Source organism: Mucilaginibacter paludis DSM 18603, from assembly GCF_000166195.2.
In the GTDB taxonomy this organism is placed as follows: Bacteria; Bacteroidota; Bacteroidia; order Sphingobacteriales; family Sphingobacteriaceae; genus Mucilaginibacter; species Mucilaginibacter paludis.
This window is the reverse complement of record NZ_CM001403.1, coordinates 4,077,126-4,096,407: the sequence shown is the minus strand read 5'-3', so window position 1 is coordinate 4,096,407 and position 19,282 is coordinate 4,077,126. Positions and strand designations below refer to the sequence as shown.

General features: G+C 43.5%; 16 protein-coding genes. 11 read left to right on the top strand and 5 right to left on the bottom strand.

Annotated features, from left to right (window positions below):
* Window positions 1-467 precede the first annotated feature (467 nt).
* Window positions 468-2,609 carry a DNA helicase RecQ gene (gene recQ, locus MUCPA_RS17380; protein WP_008508157.1) on the top strand — a complete coding sequence of 714 codons (2,142 nt, stop codon included), beginning with the start codon at window positions 468-470 and terminating at the stop codon, window positions 2,607-2,609.
* Here the strand turns inward: recQ and MUCPA_RS17375 are convergent.
* Window positions 2,606-3,124: a hypothetical protein gene (locus MUCPA_RS17375; protein ID WP_008508155.1), complete on the bottom strand. Its 519-nt coding sequence runs from the start codon at window positions 3,122-3,124 to the stop codon at window positions 2,606-2,608. The two genes, recQ and MUCPA_RS17375, sit on opposite strands and share 4 nt — an antisense overlap.
* A gap of 1,097 nt (window positions 3,125-4,221) precedes the next feature.
* On the opposite strand from MUCPA_RS17375, the gene MUCPA_RS17370 reads away from it, so the two are divergent.
* From MUCPA_RS17370 to MUCPA_RS17350, 4 genes are all read left to right on the top strand, one after another.
* Window positions 4,222-5,601 carry an IS110 family RNA-guided transposase gene (locus MUCPA_RS17370; RefSeq protein ID WP_008508154.1) on the top strand — a complete coding sequence of 460 codons (1,380 nt, stop codon included), beginning with the start codon at window positions 4,222-4,224 and terminating at the stop codon, window positions 5,599-5,601.
* 486 nt (window positions 5,602-6,087) lie between these two features.
* The gene (locus MUCPA_RS17365) at window positions 6,088-7,152 is read left to right on the top strand and encodes an IS110 family RNA-guided transposase (protein ID WP_008503956.1); all 1,065 of its coding nucleotides are present in this window, start codon (window positions 6,088-6,090) and stop codon (window positions 7,150-7,152) included.
* A gap of 599 nt (window positions 7,153-7,751) precedes the next feature.
* Window positions 7,752-9,053: a UDP-N-acetylmuramoyl-tripeptide--D-alanyl-D-alanine ligase gene (locus tag MUCPA_RS17355; protein ID WP_008508152.1), complete on the top strand. Its 1,302-nt coding sequence runs from the start codon at window positions 7,752-7,754 to the stop codon at window positions 9,051-9,053.
* A gap of 11 nt (window positions 9,054-9,064) precedes the next feature.
* Window positions 9,065-9,733: a DUF4272 domain-containing protein gene (locus MUCPA_RS17350; protein WP_008508151.1), complete on the top strand. Its 669-nt coding sequence runs from the start codon at window positions 9,065-9,067 to the stop codon at window positions 9,731-9,733.
* A gap of 6 nt (window positions 9,734-9,739) precedes the next feature.
* Here MUCPA_RS17350 and MUCPA_RS17345 read toward each other — a convergent pair whose 3' ends face one another.
* Complete coding sequence (locus MUCPA_RS17345) at window positions 9,740-10,882, bottom strand: NAD(P)/FAD-dependent oxidoreductase (RefSeq protein WP_008508150.1); 1,143 nt, start codon at window positions 10,880-10,882, stop codon at window positions 9,740-9,742.
* Between the two features lie 65 nt (window positions 10,883-10,947).
* Between MUCPA_RS17345 and MUCPA_RS17340 the strand changes: the two genes are divergently transcribed.
* Window positions 10,948-11,676, top strand: coding sequence for a zinc metallopeptidase (locus MUCPA_RS17340; protein WP_008508149.1), 729 nt, complete (start codon window positions 10,948-10,950; stop codon window positions 11,674-11,676).
* 130 nt (window positions 11,677-11,806) lie between these two features.
* Window positions 11,807-12,265: a DUF6252 family protein gene (locus MUCPA_RS17335; RefSeq protein ID WP_008508148.1), complete on the top strand. Its 459-nt coding sequence runs from the start codon at window positions 11,807-11,809 to the stop codon at window positions 12,263-12,265.
* Between the two features lie 244 nt (window positions 12,266-12,509).
* Here MUCPA_RS17335 and apaG read toward each other — a convergent pair whose 3' ends face one another.
* Window positions 12,510-12,896, bottom strand: coding sequence for a Co2+/Mg2+ efflux protein ApaG (gene apaG / locus MUCPA_RS17330; protein WP_008508147.1), 387 nt, complete (start codon window positions 12,894-12,896; stop codon window positions 12,510-12,512).
* A 119-nt stretch (window positions 12,897-13,015) separates the two neighbouring features.
* Window positions 13,016-14,008 (bottom strand): tRNA dihydrouridine synthase DusB, encoded by a 993-nt coding sequence (gene dusB / locus MUCPA_RS17325; protein ID WP_008508146.1) that lies wholly within the window; start codon window positions 14,006-14,008, stop codon window positions 13,016-13,018.
* Window positions 14,009-14,049: 41 nt separating this feature from the next.
* Here dusB and MUCPA_RS36200 point away from each other — a divergent pair, with 41 nt between their 5' ends.
* The 4 genes from MUCPA_RS36200 to MUCPA_RS17305 are packed head-to-tail and all read left to right on the top strand — an operon-like array spanning window position 14,050 to window position 16,728.
* On the top strand, window positions 14,050-14,976 hold the full coding sequence (locus MUCPA_RS36200) for a CPBP family intramembrane glutamic endopeptidase (protein WP_008508145.1): 927 nt from the start codon (window positions 14,050-14,052) through the stop codon (window positions 14,974-14,976).
* The gene (locus MUCPA_RS17315) at window positions 14,976-15,191 is read left to right on the top strand and encodes a putative signal transducing protein (protein WP_008508142.1); all 216 of its coding nucleotides are present in this window, start codon (window positions 14,976-14,978) and stop codon (window positions 15,189-15,191) included. The genes MUCPA_RS36200 and MUCPA_RS17315 overlap by 1 nt, the downstream gene beginning before the upstream one ends.
* 39 nt (window positions 15,192-15,230) lie before the next feature.
* Window positions 15,231-16,034 (top strand): phosphatidate cytidylyltransferase, encoded by an 804-nt coding sequence (locus MUCPA_RS17310; RefSeq protein WP_008508140.1) that lies wholly within the window; start codon window positions 15,231-15,233, stop codon window positions 16,032-16,034.
* 31 nt (window positions 16,035-16,065) lie between these two features.
* Window positions 16,066-16,728 (top strand): phosphatidylserine decarboxylase family protein, encoded by a 663-nt coding sequence (locus MUCPA_RS17305; protein ID WP_008508139.1) that lies wholly within the window; start codon window positions 16,066-16,068, stop codon window positions 16,726-16,728.
* A 514-nt stretch (window positions 16,729-17,242) separates the two neighbouring features.
* On the opposite strand, the gene MUCPA_RS17300 is transcribed toward MUCPA_RS17305, so the two are convergent.
* A complete protein-coding gene (locus MUCPA_RS17300) occupies window positions 17,243-19,114 on the bottom strand; it encodes a M1 family metallopeptidase (RefSeq protein ID WP_008508138.1) in 1,872 nt (623 codons plus the stop codon).
* Window positions 19,115-19,282: the final 168 nt, after the last annotated feature.

Genomic DNA, 19,282 nt, shown 5'->3' with positions numbered 1-19,282 from the left:
CGGCGTGCAGTCGGGCTTTTGCGCACTTTTCCTATCTGCGCAAAATAGCCTACAGGGTTCAAACGTCATCCCTGTTTTTTCGGGTGAGGCCCGGTGGGTTACTCAGCATGGCAGGCCTTTGCGCACAACATCAGGGTGGTAAATCAAATCAAAAGAAAGGGGATGTCATGCTGAGGCCCCTCGAAGCACGTGCGGTGGGCATCTGCATCATGCTCTCAACTCCTGCAAAGTAACTCATAAAGACATACCGTGTATGGCCCTCGCCCGGTGCTTCGACAGGCTGCCATTGACAACCCTGTAACTAATTGGTTATCAATAGCAAAAAATCATCATCTCCAATGAAATTATTTGCGCGCAAATAGAAAACCCTCAACAAGGCACATTTTGCTGCGGCAAAATTTTCTTCCCTGCCGATTCTTATCTCTTGATTTGCATTAGTAACTTTACTTTTTTAGCAAAAGCACTCCATGACTACCCACGAAGCACTGCATAAATACTTTGGCTACCGCGAATTCAGGCACGAGCAGGAAGCCATTGTCGATCACGTTTTAAATCAAAAAGATGCGATGGTGCTGATGCCTACCGGGGGCGGTAAATCAATTTGTTACCAGTTACCTGCTGTTATTTTTGATGGCCTCACGGTGGTGATATCGCCGCTTATCGCGCTAATGAAAGACCAGGTAGATGCTTTAAACATCAACGGTATTAATGCTGCTTTTTTAAATTCGTCGCAATCGGATAATGAGCAGCGCGAAATTATCAAACAACTCAAGGCCAACCAGATCAAACTACTTTACCTGGCGCCGGAGCGTTTGTTTAGTTCGGAGAGCCGCCTGATTGATTTTTTAAAAACCTTAAAGGTATCCCTCATCGCCATTGATGAAGCTCATTGTATTTCGCATTGGGGGCACGATTTCAGGCCCGAATATCTGATGCTGGCCGGTTTAAAGATAGCCTTTCCGAATATCCCGGTGATTGCGTTAACCGCTACCGCCGATAAAATAACGCGCAAGGATATCCTGGATAAATTAAACCTAAATCAACCCCGGGAGTTTGTTTCATCGTTTGACCGGAAAAATATCAACTATCGCATAGCGCCCAAAAAAAATAGTTTTACCCAGCTCATTGCTTTTTTAAAGGAACATCAGGACGATTCGGGCATTATTTATTGCCTCTCGCGCCAGTCAACCGAAGATCTGGCCACGGCTTTACAAGCTCAGGGTTACTCGGCTCAGGCCTACCATGCCGGGCTCGAAAAAAAAATTAAGGATCAGAACCAGGAACGTTTTCTGCGTGATGAAATTAAGATCATTGTAGCCACCATAGCTTTTGGCATGGGCATCAATAAATCAAACGTGCGGTTTGTGGTTCACATGGATCTGCCTAAAAACATTGAAGGTTATTACCAGGAAACCGGTCGCGCGGGCAGGGATGGTTTACCCAGCAAAGCGTTATTGTTTTACTCGTACGCCGATGTGCAAAAATTGCAAAGCTTCGCCAGGGTGGAAGGCAACGAGGCGCAAAGCAAGATTATGCTGAAAAAACTGGACGACATGGTACGCTTTTGTCAATTGCAAACCTGCCGCCGCCAGTATTTATTGAAGTATTTTGATGAGGATGCCCCAGCTAATTGCGGATCATGCGATGTATGCCTGAGCGATTACGAAAGAATTGATGGCACCATCATTGCACAAAAGCTATTTTCGGCAATCACCCGGCTGAACGAAAGCTTTGGCATTACCTACCTGGTTGACTTTTTACGCGGGTCAAAAAACGAAAAGATCCGCGAAGCGCATAAACAGCTTAAAACTTATGGTATTGGTGCCGACCTCAGCAAAGCCGAGTGGCAGCAATATATCCGCGAGTTGATAGCGCAGGGTTTTATCCGCACCGAGGGCGACCCCTACCCTGTTCTCAAATTAACACCACAAAGTGCAGAGGTATTGAAGGGCCAGAAAAAGGTTCAGCTTATTAAATCGCAAACCGTGCATGAGGAGCAAGTGGCCGAAGTTGTACCTTATGAAGCCGGTTTGTTAATGAGCCTTAAAGAAACCCGTTTAGGTATAGCCATCCGCGAAAATGTGCCGGCCTATGTTATTTTATCTGATGCCACTTTATTGGAGATAGCTACTTATCTACCCGCCAGCTTGCTTGAGTTAAGGCAGGTATCGGGCTTTGGCGATGTTAAGCTTCAGCGTTACGGGCAAGAGTTTATGGATATTGTAGCAACGTACTGCCAGCAACATCAGCTTTCATCCCGCATGAGCAAAAAATCACCTAAGCGGGAAAGAAAACCCAAAGCCCCTGGTGCAAATAATACGCAGGTTGAAACTTTCAATTTATTTAGGGCCGGCTTAGATGTGAAACAAATAGCCGAAGAAAGAAAATTGTCGCCCCTCACGGTGGAATCGCATCTGGCCCGGTTTATTCAAACCGGCGAGCTGGACGTGTCCGAGTTGGTAAGCGAGAACAAAATATCAACAATTAAGGATGCGGTTGAAAGTTACGGACACGACAGGCTGGCCCCGCTGAAGGAAATTTTGGGGGACGACTTTACCTATACCGAAATTAAGGCCGTAATAGCATGGATGCAACGCGCCACGGCTTAATGATACAAGGCTATTTTTTCGGTAATATTGCCTATGCCGAAAGGTACCGAATGATTGGTTTTTTCGGTAGGCTTACTGGCATGGCTAAAGCCCAACTGGTGGCACCACTCGTGCGCCAAATGGCTGGTGTAACCTGCTAACGACAAGTTATTAAACCAATTACGATAGGTATAAATACGTTGCGTATCCGGGTTGGTATAGCCCAGTTGCTCAACATCCCCGCCGGGCAACATTTCAAGATGAAGGTCAACCTGCTTAACATCCGCGCCGGTACTGGCCGAACCTTGGGTTAAAATTTCGTAGACCTCCCGGTTGGAGTGAGGCCTATCTATCCACTTACCTAAAAATGTACGCCGGTAATGGAACCTAAAGAGCCCATCGGTTGTGAAATACAAAACCTGATCCTTAAAATTCTCGTTATTTAAAATCTTATTCAAAGCATTTTGTGCAGTATGCACTTTTTTCAACTCCTCGGTACTGAAACCTTTTGTTGTAGCAATGTTGACCTTTATCATTGTCGTAAGTTTTAAGTAAATACCTAAATATCTGCGTTTTACTAATTTAAGCATCACATTTAAAGACCGCGCTGACGAAAACGTATTTTTTTTGAAAAATATTTTATGATATCTTTCAAAACATTGCCAGAAATATAAAATTGAGGCTCCTTTTTTATCAAAACACTATTTTATTAAGAAAACCGCTCTTCGATTGCAACAGGCAACAAAAATTTTATCAGATTTATCTTTAACTAAAAGACCCGGCCAGCCGGAAAAAAAACAGGGATGACGTTTGAATCTCGTAGACTATTAGGTGCAGAAAGAAAGTGCGCAAAGGCCCCGACTACGCCTGCCGGTTTGGCCTGTTGGTGGAAGGATCGGGCAGTCTTGACGTTATTCACCTCTTATTTGTTTTTTAAGGTGTTATAAGTGTCCTACCTGGCGAGATGACGTTTGAAACCCGTAGGCTATTTTGCGCAGATAGGAAAAGTGCGCAAAAGCCTGACTGCACGCCGGGCCGGGAGCTGGCCTGTGGGCGGAAGGATCTGGCAGTCTTGACGTTATTCACCTTTTGTTTGTTTTTTAAGGTGTTCATGAGCTCCCTACGGTCGGTTTATTCATTATTGTTTGTTTTTCAAGGTATTCATGAGGTCGCTGCCGCTTAGTTTTGGTTACTTTTTGTATCAAGACAAAACTGCGTTAGCAATCATTCACACCAAAAACAAGCAATAGTGAATAACGTGACAAGCCCCTTCCCGCCGCGATTAAGCGGGGCGATGCCGTCAGTTAAGAATACTGGTTATTAACGCACAAAAAAAATCGCATTGATAATCAATTACTTAAATAGACGTCATTATAAGTAACGGACCCTGCCAACCGGGAAAAAATAGGGATGACGTTTATCGTAAAAAAAGGCTAAACTTGAAAAAAGAACAAGGCAAGCTACACACCCCGCATGATACTTTGGGGCCGACCAGAGCCCGTTTATAAGTTTGGGACTGTCACTCTTTGCAAAAAATATTTATGGGAACCCTCTTTTCGGAGAAGGCTCACCGCGCTTATAAGCTTAAACACCTTTAGAGTGGCAGAGCTTGCCCTGTTTCTTAAAAAAAACAATGAGCAAAGCTAAGAAAAACAAGAAGAAAACCCTACCGCAAGGCGGTGCCGGGATCAAGATGAAACGTTTCGAGCTGATATATCCGCGTTCGGCAGGGGTCGATGTAGGCAGCATGCTGATGGTAGTCTCTTATACGGATAGAGAAGGATTGTCGCATGTGAGGCCATTTGACAGCTTTACCGATAGCCTTCATGAACTCGCTGCCCTGTTAAAAACAGCAGGCGTACAGGAAGTGGGGATGGAGGCCACAGGCAGTTACTGGATGACACTGTTCACTATCCTGGAGGATTTCGGCATGCGTGTCACCCTGATTAACCCTAGCCATTATCGTAACGTAGCTCAAAAAACAGATGTAAATGATGCTCAGTGGCTGCATCAACTCCTCTCTTACGGGATGCTGCGCCATTCCCATATCGCCGATGAGCCTTACCGTGAACTGCGGCAATATATTCATGGAAGGGACACCTGTAAGGATCAGAAAAGCGATACACTGAACCGGATACAAAAAAACCTCACCCAAATGAATGTGAAATTCCAGCACCTGATCAGTGATATAGAAGGGGTGGCTGGTATGAAATTGTTGCGCCTGATAGCCGCCGGGGCAACCGATCCTGATACGTTATTGGCCCAGGTCAATCATGCGCTATTGAAAGCCAGCCCTGAGGATCTGCTTAGTTCACTCAAAGGAGATTACCGACCTCATTTGGTCACGATGCTCCGATTGAACCTGGAGGCCTTCGACTTTCAAAAAAAACAGATGCTGGCTTACGAAACCTATATTGAAGGAACTCTTCAAAGGCTGGTGCATCAAAAGGATGATGCTTTGACCAAACCCATCGAAAAAAAAAAGGGCTTGGTGAGGAAGAACCAATATCATTTCAATCTGAAGGATTATCTGCTGGCTATCCTGGGGGTTGACCTGACGGAGGTAGATGGGCTGGATGAGATCGGACTGCTCACGATACTCTCGGTCACAGGAACCGATATGAGTAAATGGCCTACAGCCAATCAATTCGCCAGTTGGCTGAACCTCTCTCCACGTCAAAGGATAACCGGCGGGCGGGTTGTAGGTCATGAAAAGCGGGTAACCCATAATCCTGCTTCGCAGGCATTCCGGCTAGCGGCATTCAGTTTATGGCAAAACAAAGGCCCTTTAGGCCAACAATACAGAAAGCTGGCAGGAACGCGGGGAAAGAAAAAAGCCATCAAGGCCATAGCCAGAAAGCTAGCCGTCATCTTTTACCATATGGTACTTAAACAACAGCCTTATGATCCGAAGAAAATAGCACAGGATCCAGAGAAACAATTGGCCAGGAAGATCGCGCGACTGCAAAAAGATGCAGCTAAATTAGGTTGGACACTCCAAAAAGTATCTTAATAATCAACAACTTAGCACCACGTCATTATAAGTAATGGACCCGGCCAGCCGTAAAAAAATAGGGATGACGTTTGCACCTCGCAGACTGCTATGTGCAGAAAGAAAGTGCGCAAAGGCCTGACTGCACGCCGGGCCGGGTTTGGCCTTGTGGGGGGAAGGATCGGGCAGTCTTGACGTTATTCACCTGTTGTTTGTTTTTTTAAGGTGTTCATGAGCTCCCTACGGTCGGGTTTGGTTACTTTTGTGTCAAGACAAAAGTAACAGCCCTTCACGCGGCGATTGAGCGTGCCGATGTCGTAAATTAAGAATACTGATTATAGGAGCAATAATAAGCACTGATAATAAGTGCAGCTAATATGATGCATACTTAACGCTTTTAAAAGGTCGTATGTATGAAATGGTTCGATAGATGATGTAAAAGAGTTCTTGAAAAAAAGGTTGTAGCTTAATAGTGAACCATTAACAAACACTTTAAACCAAGAACTCATGAAACAAGGTACACAATTAGATTTTAGCGGACAAACTATTTTTGTTGGCATAGATGTACACAAGAAGTCCTGGAAGGTCAGCCTTCGCAGCACCCATATGGAGCTAAAGACGTTTTCCCAGGAACCTTCACCTAAGGCCTTAAGCGGGCATCTACAACAGAACTATCCTTCGGCCGATTACAGGCTCGTTTACGAAGCCGGTTTTTGCGGCTTTGGCTATCAGCGACAGTTTAGTGAGCTGGGGATGTCCTGCATCGTCGTAAATCCTGCCGATGTCCCGCTGACAGACAAGGAAAAGCAGCGCAAATCAGATACGGTCGATTGCCGGAAACTCAGTAAAACATTAAGTGAAGGAGCCCTGAAAGGTATCTTCGTGCCTGGCATCGAGCAACAGGATGACCGCGGTATTATCCGTGTTTACCAGCAAATGATCAAAGATCAGACACGCTATAAGAACCGAATAAAAGGATGGCTTAACTTCCAGGACCAGTCGGTGACGGTAGACACCGATAAATACTGGTCGAATCATTATATCTGCCTGCTCAAGGCCCTTTGCTTGCCTTCATCAGCACGGATCAACCTGGATATTCTGCTACAGGGATACCAGCAGACCCGTATCATGGTACTCACAGCCACCAGGGAAGTCAGAGCCCTATCCAGGCAGCCACGTTATCAACAAATTATAAAACTGATCCGGACCATCCCCGGTATAGGCGAGATTACCGCCTTATTATTTGTCACAGAGATCGGCGACATTGAACGCTTTGATTCCCTGGATGCCTTGTGTGGATATATAGGCTTGGTACCGGATATGCATAGTTCCGGCGATCAAAAAATCATATTGGGGCTCACTAAAAGAGCTCATCATCAATTACGGGAGAAGCTTATCGAGGCCTCTTGGATAGCTGTCAGGCTCGACCCGGCCATGACGCTGGCTTTCAATAACCTTTGCAAAAAAATGAAAAAGAATAAGGCCATCATCAGGATAGCTAAAAAAATGCTCAACCGGATACGGTTCGTTATGAAGAATCAAAAACCTTACGTAACTTCGGTTGTCAAATAAGTCCACAAGGACAAATGCCTGATAAAGCCGGTTTGGTTTTTTTATGAAATGGGCAAACCGAAGCGAGGGATCTGCGGCCCGAAAGGTGTCTGCTATACAAAAGGTTACGGTTGCCCTTTTATCCAAATAATTTGAACGCGATCCTGCAGCCTGCAAAGTGTCTGCTTATAGGAGGTTAGCTGGTCATTTATCAACGCATTAAAATAAAAATTCGTGAAGGTTTTTTTAGCCATTCAGTGAACAGGATAAATAAAAAGCCTCCTTTGACAGAGGCCTTTATCCGTGGTTCAGCAAATCATATTGCTGGCAGGTTGCTCCTCAGCAGCGCCTGTTTCCTCTTTTGATTTGCACTGGAAAGTTAAACAAACAGGGCCATGCTTTGACCAAAAATATTTAAAACATTTAAGCAATACGTGTTATAACCCCTTTTTAAGCCCTTTTGCCTCGTTTACCTTGCATATTTCATCATAGGAGATCCCTCCTCGCGTCGGGATGACATGATGAAGAGATAAACAGCATTGATAATCAACAACTTATATAGACACCATTATAAGATTTATTTAACAGTAAATTTTTAAACTTGCAGTATAACAACAACCATGAATATCGAGCAGCTTTACCAAACTTACCTGCAACACCCGGTAATTAGTACCGACACCCGTAAAATTATCCCGGGCAGTATCTTTTTTGCCCTAAAGGGCGATAAGTTTGATGCCAACACCTTTGCACAGCAAGCCCTTGATGCAGGCGCAGCATACGCCGTGATTGACAATGGCGACTACAACGTAAGCCAAAAATGCATTTTGGTAGATGATGTTTTAAGCTGTTTACAAAACCTGGCCCGATATCACCGTAAGCAGTTGAACATTCCTTTTGTAGGCCTTACCGGTTCTAACGGTAAAACCACAACCAAAGAGCTGATCAGGGCTGTACTATCGCAACATTTTAATACCTATGCCACATACGGCAACCTCAATAACCACATTGGCGTACCGCTAACCATCCTGGCTATTGATCAAACCGTTGAAATGGCCGTGATAGAAATGGGAGCTAATCACCAAAAAGAAATTGAATTGCTTTGCAGCATTGCGCAGCCCACTCACGGCCTGATTACCAACGTAGGTAAGGCACACTTAGAGGGTTTTGGCGGTGCCGAAGGTGTAAAAAAAGGCAAGGGCGAATTATATGATTACCTAAAAACCAGCAAAGGTGTCATATTTGTTAACCAGGATAGCAAAGTATTAACCGATATGGTTGCCGAACGAGCTTTAACCGATGTGCAGTATTACGGCAGCGATATAGGCAATAACATATCGGGCGAATTGTTAGAAAACTCGCCCTACCTTAAACTCCGTTGGAAAATAAAAAACGAAGCATACCATACCGTACAATCTCAGTTAACGGGCGCATACAATATGGATAACCTATTGGCGGCTATTTGCATTGGCCACTACTTTAAGTTATCCCCGGACGAGATCAATACGGGCTTAAGCGGCTATCAACCGCACAATAACCGTTCGCAAATCGTAAAAACTGCATCCAACACACTGATATGTGATTATTACAATGCCAACCCGAGCAGCATGTTTGTAGCGATAGAAAACATTGGCAAATTGCCCGCCGGGCGGAAAGTGGTAATACTGGGCGATATGTTTGAACTGGGCGAAGAATCTGCCGTGGAACATGAATCGGTTATTCAAAAGGCAATGCAAACCGCCATTGACGAACGGATTTTTATTGGAGCCGAATTTTATAAACAGAGCGAATTAGTAAACGCAACCTTTTACCGAAGTGTTGAAGATGCTATCGGGGCCTTTAAATCGCGACCGGTTAAAAACGCCACCATTTTAATCAAAGGCTCGCGCGGTATGGCGCTGGAGCGGTTGGTAGATTTGTTTTAAGCTACATGCCGATGGACCAAAATACCCTTAAAAGAAAAAAGGCAATTGAGCTAAGATTACAGAGTTGTGGAATTAAAGACTACAAGATAAGCCATCTGCCATATCTGGATTTCGATCCTGAAACATTTGCTACCCCATATGAAGTTGGATGCAGAATAATGATTTTGCAATCGCTTACTTATGCTGTACATCATGATGAACATCGTAAAGCAATAATTGGATGGTTAAAAAAAGAAAATATATGGGACTATGTAAGCCCGAAAGAGCGGACATTTCTCGAAAATGGATCTTTTGACCAAAGGGTTCTTAGCGACGTCTCTTGGAAAATTGAAGCTGCCTATGTTTTAGCTTGGGCGCTCGGTCTGATAACCGACCTTTCCGAATCCTGCCAGCCCATGTCAGATGATCAATATGATCAATTCGAAACCAAAGTCCCACGGGTAGGCGATGAGCTTGCAGTATTTTTAGCAAGCTTGCAATATATAAGCAAAAGCAATATCATTGACGAAAATCTTTTCAATGAATTGGCCACTACCTATTTTAGAGACATTTATTATAGTCAAATGAAGAGTACTTCAAACATTGATAAAAAAGTATCTTTTGAGCGCCATGTAGCCTTAAATTGGGTTCGTCGATTTATGGATATTGCAGATTGGGATGATACAGATACGTCCACATAGTCGTGATTAGCTTCTTAAAGCCAGTTCGGCCACTTCCTCGCCAACCAAACTGCCCATGGCCACGCCCATGCCATTACAACGCACGGCGCAAAATATATTGGGTTCTACTTGCCTGGTGATCGGTTTAATATCCTCGCCAAAACCCATGATACCGCTCCACCAATAGTCGATCTCAACAGGCTGGCCGGGTAAAATTACCTCTTGCAGGTATTGGGTTAATTGCTGCTTTACTTTTTCGGTATGGCCAAAATCCCAGGTTTGCTCCGCGTTAAAATCCAGATTGCGGCCTCCACCAAAAAGCACGCGCCCATTAATATTTCTGAAATAATAATAGCCTTCTTTAAAATGATAGGTGCCCTGTAGCTTTAAGCCCTTTATTGTCTTGGTAACCAATACCTGCCCACGGCCCGGCACTACATCCAATTGCGGAAAAAGCTGCTGGGCAAATGCATTGGTTGCAATAATGGCTTTATCGCATTTAAAATTACCCTGAGCAGTATTAATGGTAATTGAGCCGGCGTTGGTGTCAATTCGTTCAACCTGGCAACTGTTTAAAACCAGAACACCCATACGCTGAACTTTGTTGAGCAAAGCCCGCATCATTTTGCCGGTATCTATCTGCCCTTCACAGCTATTGTAGATCATCCGGCTTACGCTGTTGAAACCAAAACCTGCTATTTTAGCATTAGCCACTGCATAAATGTCAGCTACACCAATTATTTTCTGTAACAATTTATTAAGATATGGTAGCTTGTCGGTACACGCTTCAGCTTGTTCAATCTCGTCCTTAAAAAACAACTCGTAACCTCCATGCTGCTGATAATCGATTTGGCTATCACCAAGGTTGGCACGTAAAAGTTTCAAACCTCGCCATTTATAGTCTGCCAGTTTTACAACCTCGTCTTCAGATGTGGTTTCCAGGTAGCTCAACTGCTCAGAAACCGCCCCAAAGCAGGCAAAACCCGCATTTTTTGTGCTGGCACCACTCGGTAAAAAACCGCGCTCCAATACCATCACTTTAAGTTGCGGTTGCCGTGTTTTTAATTGCAGGGCGGCATTTAAACCAACAATGCCGCTGCCAACAATAATTACATCGGCATTGTTTAAAAATGAGATTTGTTCCCAGTACGAAAAAGTATTTGGTGCCAATAGCGTGAATGTTTTTACGTTAATATTAGGAATACTTTTTGAATGTACTATAAAAAATTTAAGACATGAACCACTTACTTTTAATTACAGGATATATTCCCTACAACTCCGGTTGGCTATTGATGATAGCGGTTGCCGTTGTAAGCTTTTTTGTGCAGATGCGGTTCAGGAGTAAATTTAAGCAATACTCTGAGATCGGTTTATTATCTGGCCTTTCCGGCAAAGAGGTAGCAGAAAAAATGCTGCTGGATAACCAGATTTACGATGTGCAGGTAATTTCGGTTGAGGGCCAGTTGACAGATCATTACAACCCCGAAAATAAAACGGTAAATCTTAGCCCGGATGTTTACCACAGCCGTAGTGTTGCCTCTGCTGCTATAGCTGCCCACGAATGCGGCCATGCCGTACAGCATGCCAAAGCCTATAGCTGGCTAAGCTTCCGCTCGGCTATGGTGCCTATTGTAAATACCGCATCAACATTAACCACCTGGACGCTGATGATTGGCATGCTACTGCTTTTCTTTTCGGGCAGCCCGTATGTGCTTGCCATAGGTGTTGTTGCATTGGGCGTAGTAACTACTTTTAGCTTTATTACCTTACCAGTGGAATTTGATGCCAGCAATCGGGCCCTGCTTTGGCTCAGCAACAACTATAGCGTGATGCGCACAGATGCAGAACAAGAACAAGCCAAGGACGCCCTTTGGTGGGCCGCTATGACTTACGTGGTTGCTGCCCTCGGTTCGCTGGCTACGCTGTTATATTACGCCTCGTTCTTGTTTAACAGGCGAAACTAAATTTCCCAGATGGTCAAATAACAAAACCCGCCTTCCCGCGGGTTTTGTTATTTTTAGCCAATACGCAAAAAATGCGGTTAAACTTTGGCAGCTTATTTTATAGCGATATATTTAAACCAACAACTATACTATGAAAAAAGCCAAAACCCTCGCGTTTATCCTGTTTATAATAACACTTGGCTCGTGCCGAAAACAGGACGGGTACTTCGTTACCCCCACCAGCAGCAATATTTTCTCTCTCAAGGTTGATGGGGTAACAAAAACAGCAACCACAAACTTTGCCACCATCTACCAAACGAACAATGGATTGCAAATTATAGCGCAATTACCCGGAACAGAAATGCTTAACATAATGGTAAACAATGTTGCCGTTGGTACCTTTGATGTGGTTAACAGTGGCACAGTATTAAGCTATAGTACCGACTCTACATACGCCAATTCATACCTGGGCGGAACGGGAACGGTAACTATTACCTCAATAACCAATGATACTATAGCAGGCACCTTTCAGTTTGTGGCTACCAACCCAAACGGCTTAAACAAAATAATTAGTGAGGGTGTTTTTAAATGTAAGTATGGAAAGATTTAGAAGCCACAGGTAACCGAAGTAACCTTTTGCGTTGAAATCGAAATTGGTAAGGCTAACGCATCCCAGCTCAACTTTTAGTCGGCAGTAGTAAGGCCTTTTGCAAGTGATACGTTCGTACCAGGTCAGTACCGCGTCAAAAATCCATCTTCGTTACACATCCAAACTACAAGACGTTAAAATTGATATCACCTATGGCAAGGCATTCAAATAAAAAAACCGCTTTCGGCGGGTTCAATATCTCAATTCAATTCAGCTTATAAGGCGCAATCAAATAAAACTCCGGTATCTTTACATCAAACAGCACATGGTCCATCAAACGCAGCATTTGATATTCGCCTTTCATGCTGCCCATATCTGTTTTCAGATTACAACCTGAAACATATTCGTGCGATTGGCCCGGCTCAATAATGGGTTGTAGGCCAACCACACCTTCGCCCTCTACTTCGCGCTGAGTACCGTTGGAATCAAAAATAGACCAATGCCTGCGCATCAACTGCACCGCATGGTTACCTACATTTTCAATATTGATTTTATAGGCAAACATAAAATGATCATTAGCTGGGTTTGAATACTCCGGCTGGTATATGGTTTCTACCGAAACCTTAACTCCATCTGTAATTGTATTAATCATATCAAATGCGTTTCAATCCAAACTTAAATAATTTTTTCACACTATTTTAAAACATGAAGTGAAAATTTTTATTTCCTTAACGATAAGAAAACATTAATCTATTAGATAATACTCAATAATTAAGCCAGTTCTGTAGTGTATTTGTCGTTAATTGTTTGCAGCAGGTCGTATATTTCTTCTACATCCTCCGTTCCCACCAGTTGCATGCGGTATTCTTTAAAATGATCAAGCCCTTTAAAATAGTTAGAATAGTGCCTTCGCATTTCAAAAATGCCGGTTCTGCGGCCTTTCCATTCGATAGATTTTTCCAGGTGCGTTTTACAAACATCTACCCGCTCGGCAATAGTGGGTTTATCGCGGTGCTCGCCTGTTTCAAAAAAATGCTTGATCTCCCGGAATATCCAGGGATAACCTATCGCTGCACGGCCAATCATCATACCGTCAACACCGTATTCCAAACGCCAGTTGGCTGCTTTTTCGGGCGAGTCGATATCACCATTTCCAAAAATCGGAATTTCAATATTAGGATTTTTCTTGATCTCGGCTATCAATCTCCAATCGGCTTCGCCCTTATACATCTGCGCACGCGTGCGGCCGTGTATGGTTAAAGCTTTAATTCCTACTTCCTGTAGGCGTTCGGCCACTTCGTACACATTTTTGGTATTATCATCCCAGCCCAAACGTGTTTTAACGGTCACCGGTAGGTGTGTCGATTCAACAACAGCCCTCGTCATGGCCACCATTTTATCAATATCCTGCAATAAACTGGCGCCTGCACCACGGCAAGCCACTTGTTTTACAGGACAGCCATAGTTAATGTCCATCAAATCGGGTTCGGCCTTGGTAGCTATCCGGGTAGCTTCGCGCATACTTTCAATATCGCTACCGAAGATCTGGATGCCGATAGGGCGCTCATAACCAAAAATATCCAGTTTTTTACGGCTCTTGGCGGCATCACGAATCAAGCCTTCCGACGAAATAAATTCGGTATACATCATATCCGCACCGTTTTGTTTACACACATAACGGAAGGGCGGATCGCTCACATCCTCCATCGGCGCAAGCAACAGTGGGAATTTACCTAAATCAATATTTCCAATTTGAACAGACATCAGTATCTTTAAACGCTGCAAAAGTACAAATATTAACTAATATGACAGAAGAAGCTCAGAGCTCAATGCACCCCAGCCTGCAATTTTTACTTTTAATTGTCACTTTGATCGTCCTGATTTTCATGGGCGTGGCAATTGGTGGCGGTGTAGTAACCGTGCTTTATGGGTTTGATACTATAACGCAGGTGATGGCTTTCAACACCTCGGCACCAAATGTAATTACATCCATCTGGATTTTACAGATCCTCAGCACCACTATACCGCTGTTTTTAACTGCGGTTGTTTTTGCACGCTTTATGGTAAAACAACCCCAAACTTATTTAAAACCACGCATCAACGTTCCGGTTGCATTATTTCTATTGGTGTTGGTAATTATGTTTTTTTCGTCGCCGGCGATGGACTACCTGATCAATATCAATCAAAAAATGACGTTTCCGGGCTTTCTCAAATCGGTAGAGCAATGGATGCGACAAAAAGAAGACGCGGCATTAAAGGAAACGCAAGTGCTGCTGCAGATGAAAACCGTGGGAAGCATGTTGTTTGATTTGCTGGTAATTGGCTTGTTAACAGCCATAGCCGAGGAGTTTTTATTCCGCGGCTGCGTGCAGGCTATCTTCACCCGTTGGACCAACAACCCGCATGGCGGCATCTGGATAGCGGCCATCCTGTTCAGCGCGTTTCATATGCAGTTTTTTGGCTTTTTACCCCGCATGTTTCTCGGAGTTTTCTTCGGCTACTTTGTGCTTTATAGCAACAGCATCTGGACATCAGTTTGGGCACATTTTATTAACAACGGAACAGCGGTAGTGGTTACTTACCTTTATCAGCAAAAAAAAATAGCGATTAATCCCGACGATCAGCATGTTTTTAATTATAGTGCGTATGCGTTCAGTTTGATAATTACCGTACTTTTGTTCCTTGTTTATAAAAACACAGCGTTATCTAAAAAACAGTTGCCCGAATTATAATGGAAAAGAACTGGGTTAAGATTTTCACGTCTACCAATTATTACCAATCGGAAATTGTGAAACAGATGCTCACCGAACATCAGATAACCAGCGTGTTGATTAACAAACAAGACTCGGCCCACCGTACGTTCGGCAATATTGAGGTGTATATTCATCAGGAAGATTTCAGCAAAGCCATTGAAGTGATCATCCTGAATCAAGCTCCCAATTTGTAAACGCTGTGAGTTAATAATTACAAAAGGATAGTATACCTTATGAAAACCCGTGCTATAACAGGCTTCTTTTTTGTTGCCATCATGCTGGCCTCGTTAGTGAACGGCCCTTATATTTTTACCGCTTTTTTAGGCTTACTGAGTTTTTTATGCCTCAACGAGTTTTATACCCTGGTAAAATCGCCCGATATTTCGCCCAACCGCGTGGCAGGGCTGATAGGTGGCCTGTGCATATTTGCAGGCAATAATTTACACTATATCCTCAACATCGATCCTAAGTTTTTATTGATCAGTATACCGGTATTATTAAGCATTTTTATCGCAGAACTTTATAAAAAATCAGAACATCCGTTCAACAACATCGCTTATACTTGCCTGGGTTTTATTTTTTCAGTCTCTCCATTTTGCTTTTTGTTTGCGCTGGCCTTTATTACCGGTAAGTTTGCTTACCATTTCCCATTAGGCTTTTTATTGCTGCTTTGGGCAAATGATACCGGTGCCTACGTGGTAGGCCTCAAGTTTGGCAAAACAAAGTTGTTTGAAAGGCATTCTCCTAAAAAAACATGGGAAGGCTTCTTTGGAGGGATGTTGTTCACCATGGCCATATCGCTTTTAGTTTGCCATTATTTTCCGGATATCAACTGGAGGCAGTGGATGACGATAGCCGTACTGATATCCAGCTTCGGCACCATGGGCGATTTAATAGAATCCATGCTTAAGCGCAGCTTTAACGCCAAAGACTCGGGCACCCTGCTACCCGGACATGGCGGCTTACTTGATAGGTTTGATGGTTTATTGCTGGCCGCCCCTGCCGTTTTTGTTTACCTGTACTTAATTTCAAATTAGTATTTTTGTATTATAAATTATCATTTACCCCATGACCATCCATAAAGAAGGATATACATCAATTGCGCTGTGCATACTTTTCATTTTTGTGTTAAATGCACTGATCCAGTTTTATTTCCCGCAGGCTCACGCCTTCAAATGGTTTATTTACATCCTTTCGTTTTTACTGTTCGTTATTATCCTGCAGTTTTTCCGTAGCCCTAATTTTGATATCGCTACCGATGAAAAAATGGTGCTTTGCCCTGCCGATGGCAAAGTTGTAGTAATTGAGGAAGTTGAAGAAACCGAATTTTTAAAAGATAAACGCATCCAGGTATCGGTTTTTATGTCGCCTATCAACGTGCATGTTAACCGCAACCCAATCAGGGGTGTTGTTAAATACTTTAAATACCACCCGGGTAAATACCTGGTAGCATGGCACCCAAAATCGTCAACAGAAAACGAGCGCACCACTATAGCTATCGAAAACAGTGCCGGTATAACCGTATTGTTCCGCCAGATTGCCGGAGCATTGGCGCGCCGCATTGTATGGTACGTAAAAGAAGGTGATGTGGTAGAGCAAGGGGCGCAGTTCGGCTTTATTAAATTCGGCTCGCGGGTAGATATTTTTTTACCACTCGGCACCAAAATTAACGTTGAGCTGGGCGAAGTTGTTAAAGGCGGGCGTACCATCCTGGCCGAATTACAAGCTTAATAGCTAAGTAACCTAACCGGGGCTTTAAGTGAAATTGGTTGTGCCTCCGACTCGTTATTTTGGCCGCGAATACCCGGTATTATAAGTGCTGGACCCGACAAACCGAAAAAAAAACAGGGATGACGTTTGAACCTTATAGATTACCAAGCGCAGAAAGAAAGTGCGCAAAAGCCCGACTGCACGCCGGGCCGGGAGCTGGCCCCGTGGGCGGAAGGATCGGGCAGTCTTGACTTTTTGGTTACTTTTGTGTCAAGACAAAAGTAACAGCCCTTCACGCGGCGATTGAGCGTGCCGATGTTGTAAATTAAGAATACTGAATAATTAACGCAAAATAAGCGATTGACAATCAGCGCCCCCCGATATGCTGCATACTTATCGCGCGCAAAAGGTCCCTCCTCGCGTCGGGATGACATGATGGAGAGAGATTCAGTATTGACAATCAACAACTTAACGGAACGTTATTATAATCGCAAACGCGACACTGATATAAAAATTAAAGGATAATGTTTACAGCTTATTTCGCGCTGTAAACATTATCCTTTTTATTGATATCCACATCATAAAGAGTTCCTAAAACTATCCTGTCTATTTTTTTTGCTGCCGTAAAGTTGACTGCAATGGCGTGGTTGCCATTCTCCCAGCACGAAATATCTTTGTGGATTAGTTTGGTTTGCCCATCGGTATAATAAACCGTCAAATCAACCGGAACCATTTTTGTCCCCTTGTTGGTAACTATAACCTGGTAATCAGCGCTATGGTGGCTAACCTTGCTAATGGCTTGATCGGGGAAGCCCCTGTCGAGAAACCAATTCTTCCAAAACCAATTCAAATTTTTTCCCGAAGCGGTATTGATGCAATTGAAAAAGTCGTATGGCATAGGATGCTTTCCGTGCCATTGTTCGATGTAATAATGCAGCGCTTTGATAAACAATGCATCCCCAAGCATATCTTTAACATACAAATAGCCCAGGCCGGGTTTGTAATAAGAATTGTTTACAAAGCTCACGCCTGATAGCTGTGTGGTTAAAGTAGTAACCGGTACATCATCCTCCTTGCCGGCATTGTTTTCATAAGTGGCTAAACCATCCTTGTCAATCACTCTCGAATCGATCAGAGGGCTCAGCATCCACTCCCCGATGGTTGCCCAGCCCTCATCCATCCAACCGTATTTGGTTTCGTTAATGCCCATATAAAAGGGGAACATGGTATGAAATATCTCGTGATCGGTTAATTCAATTTCATCTTCAAATTTTTCCAGCGGATTATCGTTGGCCATCATAGGATATTCCATCTGATCTAAGCCATCAACCACCGTTTCGTGCGGATAAGGGAACGGCCATTTAGGGAACTTAAAGCTCATCGCTTCTACAGTTTTACGGGCATAGTTAACCACGTTAAAATAATCCTTATGGATAGGGTTAAAAACCGCGTCAACACGGGTACGCCTTGCGGTAAGCGAGTCGACCACCAGGCTGGTAGCCTGCCACATATAGTGGTTACTGGTAGCAAAGGCTAAATCGGTTACGTTATCTGCTTCAAACTTCCAGGTATTATTTTCGCCGTTTTTTCGGGTTACATTGCCCGCTTGTAAATCGGCCTCGCCAATAATGGTTGTTACACTGTCGGCTTTCCCGGCAGTTTCTATCCTTTTTGCAATCTCGTCGGTATATACTTCGCCTGTGTTCTTTAAATCGCCTGTAGCCCAAACTGTGTAGTTGGACGGCACAGTTATTTCGGCATTAAAATGGCAAAAATCGTTATAAAACTCTTCGCTGCCTAAATAAGGGTACTTGTTCCAGCCGTCAATATCGTCGTAAACGGCAATCCGGGGAAAGAAATAGGCAATAAAATAAGAGCCCGAATCGATTTGGCCGGTGCGCACATGGGATGTTTTATTGAGCTCGTACGAATAAGTAACAGCAACATGCACTTTGCCTTTAGGTAACAGTGGGTTGATGCCGACAGCCATATTGGTATACTCTATATCAAGCTTTGATACATCCAGATCGGTTTGATTAATACTTAATTTTTGGATGCGCACACCTTCGTTCATATCCACCGGATCAAGCCGGTAATTACGCATAGCTCCTTCCTTGTAAAAATTGGGATAAAGCTTAAAGTCTATCTCTTTAAGTGTATCTGGGCTATTATTGGTATAATCGATATCAACCGTACCCGCCAGGTTCCTGGTTTTGGGATCAAACTTAACCCTGATGGCATATTTGGCTGTATTTTGCCAGTAAGCGTTTCCGGGTTTGCCGTTTAACGTACGCGTACCTTTAAGGTAAGTTGCCTCTAAATTTGACGGGGGATGTAAAATAATTTGAGCAAAGCCATAAAAGCCGCAAAGTGAAAAAAATGCTAATAGAGTGCCGTATCTGATCATCAATAGATTAACTAATTAAATTATGTGCATAAGCCACAATTTAACATTTTGTTTTATAATTTAATTACCCAGGTGTAAATATTGTATTAATTTATCTATAAAAAAGGCCCCTTAAATAAAGGAGCCGGTGTATTTCATTAAAAACAGCTTGTATAGTCAACTTTTACC